This is a genomic window from Shinella zoogloeoides (assembly GCF_020883495.1).
In the GTDB taxonomy this organism is placed as follows: Bacteria; Pseudomonadota; Alphaproteobacteria; order Rhizobiales; family Rhizobiaceae; genus Shinella; species Shinella zoogloeoides.
The window spans coordinates 158,913-172,857 of sequence record NZ_CP086610.1; the positions used below are offsets into that span (position 1 = coordinate 158,913).

Here is a 13,945-nt window from a genome sequence, read left to right on the forward strand (position 1 = left end):
TTTTCGATAACTGGTCAGGGCTGGGTGGTAAGGTGTGTACTACACACTCACTTGCCCGCCGAGGTAGGCTTCTTAGCGGGTTTCGGTTTTTCGAGTTTTAGGAGGCCGAAGCTCTTGAGAGCTTTCCTACCAAGGCCAGCTATTTCGAACACTGTCTTCTGCCCCGATTGAACGGTAATCTTCAGTTCCGCCTTCACATAATGCTCTCCTTCCTTCGCGAGCAATGGTTTGGAGAACCGGCTGGGCGTCAACTTGACGGTCTGTGTCGAGTTTTCACGACGCTTGTCTCTAGCCGCTGCTGCTTTGGTGTGCTTGTCTTCCTGTATACCCTTAACGTGCTCGTCGACTTTCGCCGAAACGAGCCGTTCGCTCCAGGCGCCGAGCAGCAAACCGTTAAACGTGCGGACCCAGCTTCCGCTCGCATTCGGCCCAAAGCCGACGGCGAATTTGATCGCAAACCTTAGTGGGGGGTCCCCTTTGTGCTTCCCGGGCTGCGGCTTTCGCTTTTCGCTCGCCCACTCTGGGTGTTCGCAAAACGTCTGCCATTCATCGATGTCGGATGAAAGGCGCGATACGATGCGATAGATTTTTACTGCGTACTTACGGGATTGGGGTGCCTCCAATGTGCCCACCGTGGCAAGTTTCGCCCTGATTTTGAGTAGCTTGGCGACGCAGGATCTTTCGGAACGCTGCTTCAGTGTCGATTTAGACGTCATGACCTGCCTCCGTTTCGAGGCGACGGATGAGGGCTACTATGTCTTGCTCACGCCACACCGTCGTCCTCGGCCCGAGCTTCACGGGGCGCGGGTATTCACCCGTGCCGACTTTTTTGAGCCAGCTAGAACGGCTGATTGGGATTGGGCCTTTGGGGGCGATAATTTCCTTGAGCCGCAACAAGCGGTTGATCTTATTCTCCATTTTGACCTCCGTTGAGTTTCTCTGATTGGAGGTCTCTATAAATACACTTCGCCGCCTATCGTGCCACAAGCGCCTAATTCCGTTTTAGGTGTCAAAATCGCCTTTTGATGTGAGTTTTTTTCGCCAGCGAACGGCATGCTTAAGGGCAGTATGAACCATGCTGTTTGTGATGTCTTTTTCTAATGATTTCAGTATAAACCCGACCATATAAGATTCATTTGTGCTCATTTCATTGTTATTTGAGCCTATTGTTTTTGGAAATTTAATATCAAGAAAATTTTCTATTAAAACAATACAGAATTCTGCTGCGCAATTTACTGCGAAGTTTGATCGCCTTCCACGTGGTTTTTTAATAATCATCTCGAGATGTGCTATAAATTGAAGTATCTCCATTTTCCCCTTATCCGAGAGGAAATGGTCGTCTGGGGTCTTTCGGCAATAGCTTTCGAAATGGTATATATGGTCTTCTTGTATATTAAGAGATGCCTCAAGTATAATTGACCTGCCACTGAAGTTTCATCCGGCTGCGATTAGAGCCTCGGCGGTTTTTGATACGCCACATGGCGCGGTGGTAGCAACCGGCGGAAATGCGAAGCTTCCATATTGCGTAGCGTTGGAGCCGGTTGTGGCGATGATCCCTGCATAGTCCGCTGGGGTCTGGTAGCCGAGCGATGAGTGCGGCCGGAAATTGTTGTAGTCGTCGGCCCATTCCGCAATGGCGCTACGGGCATGATCAAGACCGAAGAACAGGCTCTCGTTGAGCAACTCATCGCGCATGCGGCCGTTGAAGCTCTCGACATAGCCGTTTTGCATTGGCTTTCCCGGTGCGATGTAGTGCCACTCGACCTTGTGATCCTTCGACCAGGCGAGGATGGCATTCGAGGTCAGTTCTGTCCCGTTGTCTGAGACAATCATGCCCGGCTTGCCTCGTCGCTCGATAAGCGTCGTCAGTTCTCGCGCGACGCGGCGACCGGAGATCGATGTATCCGGGATCGCTGCCAGGCATTCGCGCGTGACGTCGTCAACCACATTGAGGATGCGGAAGCGCCTGCCGCAAGCGAATTGATCGTGGACGAAATCCAGAGACCAGCGGGCATTGGCCTTTGCTACGACGAGGATCGGCGCACGCGTGCCAACAGCACGACGCCTGGCTTTCCGCTTGCGCACGGAAAGACCTTCCTCGCGGTAGAGCCGGTAGATGCGATTGACACCGGACGGCTCTCCGTCTCGTCGAAGCAAGATGAACAATCGACGATAGCCGAACCGGCGACGCTCCTTGGCCAGATCGCGCAACTTCGCTCGCAGCTCGATCTCCGGCGGTCGTGTGGATCGATAGCGGATCGTCTTTCGGTCGGCAGATATGATCTGGCAGGCCCGCCGTTCCGAAAGCCCCATTGTGACCTTCAGATGCGCGACGGCTTCACGCTTGGCGGCAGGCCCTACCATTTTTTTCCGAGAAGCTCACGAAGAGCGGCAACATCCAACATCTGCTCGGCCAGCAGTTTCTTGAGCTTGGCATTCTCGTCCTCAAGCGCCTTCAAACGTTTGGCCTCCGACACCTCCATGCCGCCGTATTTGGCCTTCCAGTTGTAAAAGGTAGCCTCGGAAATCCCGTGCTTGCGGCAAAGATCAGCGGCCTTAACGCCCGCCTCCTGCTCCTTCAGCACCCCAATAATCTGCTCTTCCGTAAATCTCTGCTTCTTCATAAGTCCGTCCTCAATGGGCCGAACTCTAATCCATTCTGGAGGAAATTCTCAGTGGCAGGTCATAATATAAAGATTTTCTATTGTGTTCTCAAATTCCTCGTGTTCTTTTGAGCTGTTGTATTTTATCTCTTCAATTATTCCAGTCGAATATATCTCCATTACGGACCCTAAGTCCGAATAAAGTTTGTCTTTCTTCTTTTTGCTAATACGAATTATTCCGGATTTTTCTGGAAATGTACTTTTGAATTCTGAAATTATTGAATTGATAATATTGTCTGATATGGAATTTATTTCATAGGCGCCAATATTTTGCCAATTCAAGGTATTTGGGCTTTTTTGTGCAGAGAATATGGGCATTGAACACCGGTCTCCTGTAAAAATACGTGTAATTATATCTTGGCATAAGCAATTAACATTTTCAATGTATTGGGTTATGGGAATAAGGTTCGTCTATATGTGTTTGCATTTTTGGTAATTTACATGGATTTCCTTTTATTCTGTTTTCTTGGAGGGTTTGCACATTGTTGATAGGCGCTTGAAAGCGCTACGCCATGTACGCCGCATTGAAAGGGGGATGGAATGGGGGATTGCGCGAGCAGGATCTGCGCTAGGTAGTTGGTTTTACAGTGAAAATTGTAGGAAAATGGTGCCGCTTAGGTGACTCGAACACCTGACCCCATCATTACGAATGATGTGCTCTACCGACTGAGCTAAAGCGGCCCTTTTGGGCGGCCCCGAAGCGTGTCGGGGCCGGAATGGGTGCGCTGATAACCGTAATGGACGGAGATTTCAAGCGGGGAGTTCAAACTTCCGCATTTTTCCCGTGCGGTGCAGCGAATTGGGCCGGTTCAGGCGGTGATGCGGGCCTTGGCGGCGATGTATTCGCGCTCCATGCGGGCGACGAGGTCCTCCACCGGGCCGATGGATTTTACCGCGCCGATGCCCTGGCCGCAGCCCCAGATGTCCTTCCAGGCCTTGGCGCCGGTCGCGGCCTGCTCGAAATCCATCTTCGTCGGGTCGGCTTCCGGCAGGTGCTCGGGGTCCATGCCGGCGGCGGTGATGGAGGGTTTCAGATAGTTGCCGTGAATGCCGGTGAAATAGTTGGAATAGACGATGTCGGCGGCGGCGCTGTCGACGATCATCTGCTTGTAGGCCTCGCTCGCCCGCGCCTCGCTGGTGGCGATGAAGGGCGAGCCGATATAGGCCATGTCGGCACCCATCGCCTGGGCGGCGAGGATCGCTCCGCCGGTCGCGATGGCGCCGGAGAGGAGAAGGGGACCGTCGAACCATTCGCGGATCTCCTGGATCAGCGCGAAGGGCGAGAGTGTGCCGGCATGGCCGCCGGCGCCGGCGGCGACCGCGATCAGCCCGTCCGCGCCCTTGCGGATCGCCGAGCTGGCATGGCGGTTGTTGATGACGTCGTGCAGCACGATGCCGCCGTAGGAATGGATCGCGGCGTTGACTTCCGGCACGGCGCCGAGCGAGGAGATGACGACCGGCACCTTGTATTTCACGCACATCATCAGGTCGTGTTCCAGCCGCTTGTTGGAGCGATGGACGATCTGGTTGACGGCGAAGGGCGCGGCCGGGCGGTCGGGGTTCTTCGCGTCGTGCGCGGCAAGGCCCTCGGTGATTTCCGCCAGCCATTCGTCGAGCTGGCTTTCCGGGCGCGCGTTCAGCGCCGGAAAGGCCCCGATGACGCCGGCCTTGCATTGTGCGAGGGTCAGCGCGGGATGGGAGACGATGAAGAGCGGCGCGCCGACGACGGGCAGACGCAGGTTGTCCTTGAGGATCGCGGGCAGGGCCATGGCGGAAAGTCCAGTCTTTTGACGTTTACGGAAACGTCAAAACTATAGCAGCGGGATTCCCGTCTGAAAAGGGGTGCAAGGGCAGGGAATGCAGATGGCGGACGGTCTCGCTCCGGCGGTTCCTTGCCGCGCGCTCCGTGGGCGGCGGGCCACGGGTTTGCCGGCGGGCGGCTTATCCCCGGCCAAGCGCGGCCACTTTCGGCCGGAAGGCTTGCGCAAATTCCCGTCAAACGTTACGCAAAAACTAACAAAAGCCGGAAAGTAAGGCTCTTTCCACAGATGTATCTTGGCCGCGGCGTTGGGCGGCTCCCGCAGAAGGGTCGGATGTGAGCGGACTGGAAACGGCAATCAGGAACGCGCTGGCGCGCTCGGAACGCGCCAATGCCGAAGTTCGCGCGCGCATCTACCAGTCGGCGCGCAATGCGCTGGAGGCGGGCCTGCGCAAGCAGGAAATCCACGACCGCGCGACGATTATCGCGCAGCGCCAACGGCTGGAAGCCGCCATTCACCAGATCGAGGCCGAGGAGCGGGCGCAGCTTGCCGCCGCCGACCGCGCGGTTCGCGTGGAGCCGGCCGTGGATGTGCGGCCGGAGCCGGTGCTGCGCGCCGAGCGTGATGCACGCCCTGAGCCGACGCTCGATGTGGAGCCGCGCATGGAGGCCGCCCGGCCTGCCGAGGCCGGGGATATCGGCGCCATCCGGCCGGAGCGGGAGGATGGCTTTGCCGCCGGCGCTTCGACGGCATCGGCGGCGGAAAAGCCGGCTGCGGCCGAAAAGGCCGCCGATTTCCGTCCCGAACGTGTCGCCAAGGCCCGCAAGCGCCGTGGCCGCCTGTTCTCCTTCCTTCTTGTCGTTGCGACCCTGATTGCCGCTTTCGGTGCGCTCGCCTGGTGGGTGCAGACGAGCGGGCTGTTGCAGGAATTGCAGAATGCCGACGATTCGACGCCGCCCGCCCGCGTTTCCGGCGAGGATTTTTCGGGCGAGGATCCGCTGAAGAAGGCGCTGGATACCCAGAGCCGCTTTTCCGCCGACTGGCGCAAGGTCTTTTCTCCCGGCGAAACGGACAAGCTCTCTGCCGGCGCGGCGGGCCGCTTCGAATCCATCAGCACAAGCGATGGCCCGGCCGTCCGCCTGACCTCGACCAATCCGGATCGCGACGGCGCGGTGCGCATCGAGGTTTCGCCGGACATCCTCGGCGAGATGGGCGGCAAGACCTCGACGATCGCGCTCACCGTGCAGTCGGCGGGCGACAAGCCGGTGCAGGTCGCCGTGGAATGCGACTTCTCCACCATGGGCGGCTGCGGGCGTCACCGCTTCACGGTGTCGGAGCGCACCGACATCCTGTTCCAGGTGGAATTCGACCGCTCGCTCTCGCCGAGCGAGGCCGGCCACCTGCTGCTCAACAGCGATATTACCGGCGGAAACGGCGGCGTGAACCTCTTCGACGTCCGCGTCCTGCCCGGCGAGTGAGCCGCCCGCTCCCTATTTGAGGAAGCCCGGCCCCGAGCCGACGATCTTGTCGTCGACGGCGCCGATGGCCTGTTTGTCCTTGCCCTCGTAGTCGAGCGTCGTGAGGATATGGCGGATGAGGTTGATGCGTGCTCGCCGCTTGTCGTTGGCGCGGATCACCGTCCAGGGCGCGGTGTCCGTATGGGTTTCCTTGAGCATGCGGTCGCGTTTGTCGGAATAATCGCCCCATTTGTTGAGCGCCGCGATATCCATCGGCGAAAGCTTCCAGACCTTGAGCGGGTCGTGCCGGCGGTCATGGAAGCGCTTGAGCTGCATCTCGCGGCCGATATCGAGCCAGAACTTGAAGAAGTGGATGTTTTCCGAGGCGATCATCTTCTCGAAGCGCGGCGTCTCCTTCAGGAATTTCTCGTATTCCTCCGGCGTGCAGAAGCCCATGACGGGTTCCACGCCCGCGCGGTTGTACCAGGAGCGGTCGAACAGCACGAATTCGCCGGCCGTAGGGAAGGTCGCGACATAGCGCTGGAAATACCATTGGCCGCGCTCGGTCTCGGTCGGCTTGGTCAGCGCGACGATGCGGGCGGAGCGCGGGTTCATATAGGCCATGGTGGCGTGGATCGCGCCGCCCTTGCCGGCGGCGTCGCGACCCTCGAACACGGCCATGATGCGCTTGCCGGTCTTCTGCTGCCAGAACTGCACCTTCACCAGCTCGATCTGCAACTGCGTCAGGGTTTTTTCGTATTCGTCGTTGTCGAGCTTCTTGCCGTAGGGGTAGTCGCCGGATTCGAAGGCCTTCTCGTCGATCCAGTCGGGCAGGACGGGATCATCGACATCGAACACCCGCTTCTTGCCACGGATATCCAGTTCAACCGCCCGGCTTTCAGCCTTTTCCGCCATCGTCCACTCCTTGAAAACGGGCAGCGGCGTGCGCCGCCCCGGCGGAAGGTGGCCACAACCGGATTGCGAATTCAAGCGGGCCATGAAAAACATGTCACGAAACCGCGCTATCCATCCCGAATCGATGGAGGTCGCGGAGGGTAGGATGCTGGCAAGGGAATGGGTGGCGGTGGCGGATCAGCGCACGGGCTTCGGCTGGCTGGCGGCGCAACTGTGGGGCGAACGGGTTCTCATCGCGGCTGCCGTCTTCGTCGGTTTCATGATGTGGCTCGCCGGCCTGCATCTCGGCTGGGTGTCCTTCGCCGTCCTGCTTCTGGTCATCGCCGGGCTGATGCGCATGGAGCGGCGAACGGCAGGCTCCGTGCGAACCATGGCTGTCCCGGCCGCGCCGGTCCCTGAGCCCGCGCCGCCCGCTGACGATCTGGCGGCGGTTTCCGCCGTGCTCGGCGCGCTCGATGCGCCCGCGCTGCTGCTTTCGGCCCGCCAGACCGTGAAGCTGCAGAACCGTGCGGCGGAAGCGGTCTTCGGCCCGATCCCGCAGGGCAGCGATCTGGCCGGCCGGATTCGCGCGCCCGGCATTCTCGACATGGTGCGCGAGGCGATCGGTTCCGGCCAGCCGCGCGAGACCGAGCATGCCGAGCGGCTTCCTTCCGAGACGGTCTATGTCGTGCGCATCGCCCCGCTCGCCGGCCCCGCCACCGAACCGCTGTGGCTGCTGACCTTCCGCGACGTCTCGCAGGCCCATCGCATAGATCGCATGCGCTCCGACTTCATCGCCAATGCCAGCCACGAGCTGCGCACGCCGCTCGCGTCCCTGCGCGGCTTCATCGAGACGCTGCAGGGGCCGGCGCGGAACGATCCCAAGGCCCATGAGCGCTTCCTCGGCATCATGCACGAGCAGGCGACGCGCATGAGCCGCCTTGTGGACGACCTGCTCTCGCTCTCCCGCCTCGAGCTGCGCTCCAACCTCGCCCCCGACCAGAGCGTCGACCTCGTGCCGCTGCTCGGCCATGTGCGCGACAGCCTCCAGCCGCTTGCAGGCGATCTCGGCGTCGATATCGTCCTCGACCTGCCGCAGCATCCCGTCACCGTGCCCGGCGATCGTGACGAACTGGTCGAGGTCTGCGAGAACCTGATCGAGAATGCCTGCAAATACGGGCAGGAGGGCAGGCGGGTGGATGTCGTGCTGACGGGCGGCGGCGAGGCGCCGGTCGAGCTGTCCGTCACCGATTACGGTCCCGGCATCCCGCCCGAGCATGTGCCGCGCATCACCGAGCGCTTCTACCGGGTCAATGTGGAAGCGAGCCGGTCCAAGAAGGGCACGGGCCTCGGCCTTGCCATCGTCAAGCACATCCTCACCCGCCACAAGGCGCGCCTCGTGGTGAAGTCCGAGCTGGGCAAGGGGACGGTCTTTACCGTGAAATTCTGACACAAAAGCTGCCGGCTTTGTCGTGTCGTTTGAAATAGATTAGCGATTTCATGGACTTGGCGTGTCACAAATGTTTCGTCAAACCGACATAAAAGGAATGGCGATCGGGGTTTAGAGAAGGGCCGCCGGTCAACGGCAGAGAGCGCGAAAGCAGCGCTTCCCACAACGTCCTCTTCGGGAGAACCCAGATGAAATCTCTTAAGCTCACCGTCGCGGCGCTCGTTGCCTCCGCCGCATTCGCAGGCGTTGCCGTTGCGCGCGACCAGGTCCAGATCGCCGGCTCCTCCACCGTTCTTCCCTACGCCAAGATCGTCGCCGAGACGTTCGGCGAGACCTTCCCCGACTTCAAGACCCCGATCGTCGAATCCGGCGGTTCCTCCGGCGGCCTGAAGGAATTCTGCAAGGGCGTCGGCCCGAACACCATCGACATCGCCAATTCCTCGCGCCCGATCAAGGACAGCGAGATCGAGGCCTGCAAGGCCGCCGGCGTGACCGAAATCCAGGAAATCAAGATCGGCTATGACGGCATCGTCTTCGCCACCGACACCGGCAATGCCGACCTGAAGCTGGAGCCGAAGGACCTCTACCAGGCGCTGGCCGCCGAAGTCGTCGTCGATGGCAAGCTCGTCGCCAACCCCTACAAGAAGTGGTCGGAAATCAACAAGGACCTGCCGGACGCCGAGATCGCCGCCTATATCCCGGGCGAAAAGCACGGCACGCGCGAAGTCTTCGAGGAAAAGATCCTCGCCAAGGGCTGCAAGGACGTCGGCGCTCTGGATGTCATCAAGGCTGCCGTTGCCGATGAGAAGGAACAGCACGCCAAGTGCGTCGCCGTTCGCAAGGATGGCCTCGCCGTCGATATCGACGGTGACTATACCGAAACGCTGTCCCGCATCGCCGCCAACAAGTCCGGCATCGGCGTGTTCGGCCTGTCCTTCTATGAAAACAACGCCGACAAGCTGAAGGTCGCCACCGTCAGCGGCGTCGTTCCGTCGACCGAGACGATCGCTTCCGGCGAATATCCGGTTTCCCGCCCGCTGTTCTTCTACGTCAAGAAGGCGCATCTCGGCGTCATCCCGGGCCTGAAGGAATATGTCGAGTTCTTCACGGGCGACGACATGATCGGCCCGGACTCCCCGCTCGCCGAATACGGCCTCGTCGCGGCTCCCGATGCCGAGCGCGAGGAAATCCGTCAGTCCTTCGTGGACGGCAAGATCATGTAATCGGCTCGGGCCGGCGCGAAAACCGCGCCGGCCCCTTCCTTTCGGGCAGCCTTGCCTGGTCGCAAAGAATGACACCGCGGATGATCTCGCCGGGAGAATTTCCTAAATGAGTATTTCCCTTCTTCTGCTCATCGTCGCCGGGATCGGCGCGGCGGGCTACCTGCTCGGAAGCTGGCGCGCGAACGCGCTTGCCGGCGGCAAGCTGTCCAGCCTGCATTCCCGCCCGGGCTATTACGGCGCCTTCGTCGCGGTTTGGTCCATCCTCCCCGCCGCCCTGCTGCTGCTGGTCTGGGCCGTCGCAAGCCCGGCCTATATCGGCTCCGCCGTTCGCGCCGGCTTCCCTGAAGAGGTGAAGGCGACCTCGCAGGCCGAGCAGAACCTCAGCTACAACATGATCGGCGCGATTTCCCGCGGCCTTCCGACCCTGTCGCCGGAGGAGCGGGAGACCCTGTTGCGGGACGCTTCCGCCGCCCGCGGAATTCTCGGTGCCAAGGGCGTGCCGCTGGCCGCCGATCCCGCGCCCTACATGCTGAAGGCCGCCGAAGACCTCGACCGGATGACCGCGACAAGCGGCGCCGTGCTGACGATCCTTGTCGTGGCCGTCGCGCTTGCCGGCGCCTTCCTCTCCTACCGGGCCATCGCGCCGAAGTTCCGCGCCCGCAATCGCGTCGAGGGCGTGATGCTGGCCGGCCTGATCGGCGCGTCCTCCATCGCCATCCTGACGACGGTGGGCATCGTCGCCTCCATGGCGACGGAAGCCGTCCACTTCTTCAACATGGTCCCGGCCTGGGAGTTCTTCTTCGGCACGACCTGGGACCCACGCTTCGCGGCCGCCGGCGCGACGGACTCCTCCGGCCAGTTCGGCCTGATCCCGCTGCTCGCCGGCACGCTCTATATCGGCTTCGTCGCCATGCTGGTCGCCGTGCCGGTCGGCCTCTTCGCCGCCATCTACATGTCGGAATATGCCTCGCGCACCGTGCGCTCGATCGCAAAGCCCCTGCTCGAAGTGCTCGCCGGCATTCCGACCATCGTCTACGGCTTCTTCGCCCTCATCACGGTCGGCCCGTTCCTGCGCGATATCTCTGCGCAGCTCAACGGCCTCGTTACCGGCAACTATTCGAACTTCATCCAGGCGCAGAGCGTGCTGACGGCCGGTTTCGTCATGGGCATCATGCTGATCCCCTATGTCTCCTCGCTGTCGGACGACATCATCACCGCCGTGCCGAGGGCGCTGCGTGACGGCTCGCTCGGCCTCGGCGCCACCCGTTCGGAAACGATCAAGCGCGTCATCCTGCCGGCGGCCCTGCCAGGCATTGTCGGCGCGCTGCTGATGACCGCCTCGCGCGCCATCGGCGAGACCATGATCGTGGTGCTGGCCGCCGGCGTCGCCGCCCGCATGCAGCTCAATCCGTTCGAGCCGATGACCACCGTGACCGTCAAGATCGTCAACCAGCTCACGGGCGACCTCGAATTCACCTCGCCTCAGACGCTGGTGGCCTTCGCGCTCGGCATCACGCTCTTCGTCATCACGCTTTGCCTCAACATCTACGCCCTCTATATCGTGCGCAAATACCGGGAGCAGTACGAATGAGCCAGGTCTCCACCAGCCCCGCCCTCGGCATCGCCACGAAGCCCGAACGCCGCGATATCGGCCTTGGCCGCCGCTACGCCGCCGAACGCCGCTTCCGCCTCTATGGCATGGCCGCCATCGGCTTCGGTCTCCTCTTCCTGTTCCTCTTGCTGTTCTCGGTGGTCTCCAAGGGCTACACCGCCTTCCAGCAGACGATGATCACGATCCCGGTCGAGTTTTCCGAGCAGATCATCGACAAGAACAACGAGCGCGCCACGAACCCGCAGAAACTGGTCTCGGCCAACTATCCGGTCGTCGCCCGCAATGCGCTCGCCAAGGTTCTCGGCGTCGATGAAAAGGATCGCGCCGGCCTCAAGGCCGTGAACGGCATGATCTCGGACAGCGTGCGCGTCCAGTTCCGCAACCTCGTCACCGCCGATCCCGCGATCATCGGCACGACGCAGACCGTAACTTTCCTCGCCAACGGCGATCTCGACTCGGCCTTCAAGGGCCAGATCGATCTCTCCGTGCCGGAAACCAACCGTAAGGTCTCCGACAAGCAGGTCGGCTGGATGAACACGCTTGCCGAAAGCGGCGCACTCTCCAAGCACTTCAACACCGGCCTCTTCACGAACGGCGCATCGAGCCGCCCGGAAGCCGCCGGCGTCGGCGTCGCCCTCGTCGGCTCGCTCTACATGATGCTGATCGTGCTCGTGCTGTCGCTGCCCATCGGCGTCGCCGCCTCGATCTATCTGGAAGAGTTCGCCCCGAAGAACCGTTTCACGGACCTCATCGAGGTGAACATCAACAACCTCGCCGCCGTGCCGTCCATCGTCTACGGTCTGCTTGGCCTGGCCGTCTTCATCAACTTCGCCGGTTTTCCGCGCTCGGCGGCTCTCGTCGGCGGCCTGGTGCTGACGCTGATGACGCTGCCGACCATCATCATCGCGACCCGCGCGGCGCTGAAGGCCGTGCCGCCGTCGATCCGTTCGGCGGCCCTCGGCCTCGGTGCCTCGAAGATGCAGACCGTGTTCCACCACGTCCTGCCGCTCGCCATGCCCGGCATCCTCACCGGCACGATCATCGGCCTTGCCCATGCACTGGGCGAAACCGCGCCGCTGCTCCTCATCGGCATGGTCGCCTTCGTCGCCGACGTTCCGGCAACGCCGATGGACCCGGCGACGGCTCTTCCGGTGCAGATCTACATGTGGGCGAACGAGGCCGAGCGCGCCTTCGTGGAGCGCACCTCGGGAGCCATCATCGTGCTCCTCATCTTCCTCATCCTCATGAATGTTGGCGCCATCCTGTTGCGCCGCCGTTTCGAACGGCGCTGGTAGAAGGACCGATCCTATGAACATCATGTCAGAAGCAGCAGTCGAGAAAGTGCTGGACAGACAAATGAACGACATTTCCTACAAGATGATCGGCAAGGACGTTTCGGTCTATTACGGCGAGAAGCGCGCGCTCTACGACGTCAATCTCAACGTCCGCGAAAACACCGTGACCGCGCTCATCGGCCCCTCGGGCTGCGGCAAGTCCACGTTCCTGCGCACGCTGAACCGCATGAACGACACCATCGACGGCTGCCGCGTCACCGGCCGCATCACGCTCGACGGCGACGATATCTACGATCCCTCCATCGACGTGGTGGAACTGCGCGCCCGCGTCGGCATGGTCTTCCAGAAGCCGAACCCGTTCCCCAAGTCGATCTACGAGAACGTCGCCTACGGCCCGCGCATCCACGGCCTTGCGAAAGCCAAGGCTGACATGGACGCCATCGTCGAGCAGAGCCTGCAGAAGGCCGGCCTCTGGAACGAGGTGAAGGATCGCCTGCATGAAGGCGGCACGGGCCTTTCCGGCGGCCAGCAGCAGCGCCTGTGCATCGCCAGAGCCGTCGCCGTCAGCCCGGAAGTCATCCTGATGGACGAGCCCTGCTCGGCGCTCGACCCCATCGCGACCGCCAAGGTCGAGGAACTGATCCACGAGCTGCGCGCCAACTTCACCATCGTCATCGTCACGCACTCCATGCAGCAGGCGGCGCGCGTGTCGCAGCGCACCGCCATGTTCCACCTCGGCAACCTCGTCGAGGAGAACGACACCGACAAGATGTTCACCAACCCGGACGATCAGCGCACGCAGGACTACATCATGGGCCGCTTCGGCTGACGCGATCGTCGCCAGACCCTCGACCCTATCAAGGATAAAGCCATGTCATCGACCCATATCGTCTCGATCTATGACGAAGAACTGAAGTACCTCTCCCGCCGTATCTCCGAGATGGGCGGCACCGCCGAGCAGATGGTGGCCGATTCCGTCCGCGCCCTCGTCTCCACCGACGTGGCGCTGGCCCAGAAGGTCATTTCCGAGGACGTCATCCTCGACAATGCCGAGCGCCAGATCAACGAGAAGGCCATCGTCACCATCGCCAAGCGCCAGCCGATGGCGGCGGACCTGCGCGAGATCATGGGCACGATCCGCATCGCGGCCGAACTGGAGCGCGTCGGCGACCTCGGCAAGAACACCGCCAAGCGCGTCATCGCCGTGCAGAGCTCGGGCATGCCCCGCAAGCTCGCCCGCGGTCTGGAGCACCTGGCCGAACTCGCGCTGATGCAGCTGAAGGAAGTGCTCGACGTTTTCGCCACCCGCTCGGTGGACAAGGCCAAGGCGATCCGCGAGCGCGACGACGAGATCGACGCGATCTATACCTCGCTGTTCCGCGAACTCCTGACCTACATGATGGAAGACCCGCGCAACATCACGCCCTGCACCCATCTCCTGTTCTGCGCCAAGAACATCGAGCGCATCGGCGACCACGCGACCAACATCGCGGAAACCATCTACTACATGGCGACCGGCTCGCAGCCGGAAGGCGAGCGTCCGAAGGACGATACCTCGACCTCCGTCGTCGCCGCCGACGTCACCGAGTAA

General features: G+C 61.5%; 14 protein-coding genes and 1 tRNA gene. 7 read left to right on the forward strand and 8 right to left on the reverse strand.

The features are described from left to right. Positions 1-47: 47 nt before the first annotated feature. From K8M09_RS00740 to K8M09_RS00770, 7 genes are all read right to left on the reverse strand, one after another. Entirely contained in the window at positions 48-716 is a 669-nt protein-coding gene (locus K8M09_RS00740) for a hypothetical protein (protein WP_160788266.1), read from the reverse strand. Next, positions 706-918: a helix-turn-helix transcriptional regulator gene (locus K8M09_RS00745; protein ID WP_160788265.1), complete on the reverse strand. Its 213-nt coding sequence runs from the start codon at positions 916-918 to the stop codon at positions 706-708. Before K8M09_RS00745 ends, K8M09_RS00740 begins: the two co-directional genes overlap by 11 nt. Positions 919-1,002: 84 nt before the next feature. Beyond that, complete coding sequence (locus K8M09_RS00750; RefSeq protein WP_160788264.1) at positions 1,003-1,311, reverse strand: hypothetical protein; 309 nt, start codon at positions 1,309-1,311, stop codon at positions 1,003-1,005. Positions 1,312-1,434: 123 nt separating this feature from the next. Next, a protein-coding gene (locus K8M09_RS00755) for an IS3 family transposase (RefSeq protein WP_160788271.1) occupies positions 1,435-2,624 on the reverse strand; the annotation gives its coding sequence in 2 pieces (ribosomal slippage) (positions 1,435-2,372 and positions 2,372-2,624; 1,191 coding nt in all). 48 nt (positions 2,625-2,672) lie between these two features. Then, a complete protein-coding gene (locus K8M09_RS00760) occupies positions 2,673-2,981 on the reverse strand; it encodes a hypothetical protein (RefSeq protein ID WP_229342063.1) in 309 nt (102 codons plus the stop codon). 287 nt (positions 2,982-3,268) lie between these two features. Further along, a tRNA-Thr gene (locus K8M09_RS00765) sits at positions 3,269-3,344 on the reverse strand. A gap of 128 nt (positions 3,345-3,472) precedes the next feature. Further along, the gene (locus K8M09_RS00770; protein ID WP_160788095.1) at positions 3,473-4,432 is read right to left on the reverse strand and encodes an NAD(P)H-dependent flavin oxidoreductase; all 960 of its coding nucleotides are present in this window, start codon (positions 4,430-4,432) and stop codon (positions 3,473-3,475) included. 326 nt (positions 4,433-4,758) lie between these two features. Between K8M09_RS00770 and K8M09_RS00775 the strand changes: the two genes are divergently transcribed. Further along, on the forward strand, positions 4,759-5,901 hold the full coding sequence (locus K8M09_RS00775) for a biotin transporter BioY (protein ID WP_160788096.1): 1,143 nt from the start codon (positions 4,759-4,761) through the stop codon (positions 5,899-5,901). 12 nt (positions 5,902-5,913) lie between these two features. Here the strand turns inward: K8M09_RS00775 and ppk2 are convergent, their stop codons facing one another. Next, positions 5,914-6,795, reverse strand: a complete 882-nt coding sequence (ppk2, locus tag K8M09_RS00780; RefSeq protein ID WP_160788097.1) for a polyphosphate kinase 2 — start codon at positions 6,793-6,795, stop codon at positions 5,914-5,916. A gap of 148 nt (positions 6,796-6,943) precedes the next feature. Here ppk2 and phoR point away from each other — a divergent pair, with 148 nt between their 5' ends. The 6 genes from phoR (at position 6,944) to phoU (ending at position 13,945) form a co-directional block, all read left to right on the forward strand. Next, positions 6,944-8,224: a phosphate regulon sensor histidine kinase PhoR gene (gene phoR / locus K8M09_RS00785; protein WP_380735883.1), complete on the forward strand. Its 1,281-nt coding sequence runs from the start codon at positions 6,944-6,946 to the stop codon at positions 8,222-8,224. 188 nt (positions 8,225-8,412) lie between these two features. Then, positions 8,413-9,447, forward strand: a complete 1,035-nt coding sequence (locus K8M09_RS00790) for a substrate-binding domain-containing protein (protein WP_160788099.1) — start codon at positions 8,413-8,415, stop codon at positions 9,445-9,447. Positions 9,448-9,553: 106 nt separating this feature from the next. Next, on the forward strand, positions 9,554-11,038 hold the full coding sequence (gene pstC / locus K8M09_RS00795) for a phosphate ABC transporter permease subunit PstC (protein WP_160788100.1): 1,485 nt from the start codon (positions 9,554-9,556) through the stop codon (positions 11,036-11,038). Beyond that, positions 11,035-12,354, forward strand: coding sequence for a phosphate ABC transporter permease PstA (pstA, locus tag K8M09_RS00800; RefSeq protein ID WP_160788101.1), 1,320 nt, complete (start codon positions 11,035-11,037; stop codon positions 12,352-12,354). The genes pstC and pstA overlap by 4 nt, the downstream gene beginning before the upstream one ends. Positions 12,355-12,367: 13 nt before the next feature. After that, positions 12,368-13,183 carry a phosphate ABC transporter ATP-binding protein PstB gene (gene pstB, locus K8M09_RS00805; RefSeq protein WP_160788102.1) on the forward strand — a complete coding sequence of 272 codons (816 nt, stop codon included), beginning with the start codon at positions 12,368-12,370 and terminating at the stop codon, positions 13,181-13,183. Between the two features lie 42 nt (positions 13,184-13,225). Then, positions 13,226-13,945: a phosphate signaling complex protein PhoU gene (phoU, locus tag K8M09_RS00810; RefSeq protein WP_160788103.1), complete on the forward strand. Its 720-nt coding sequence runs from the start codon at positions 13,226-13,228 to the stop codon at positions 13,943-13,945.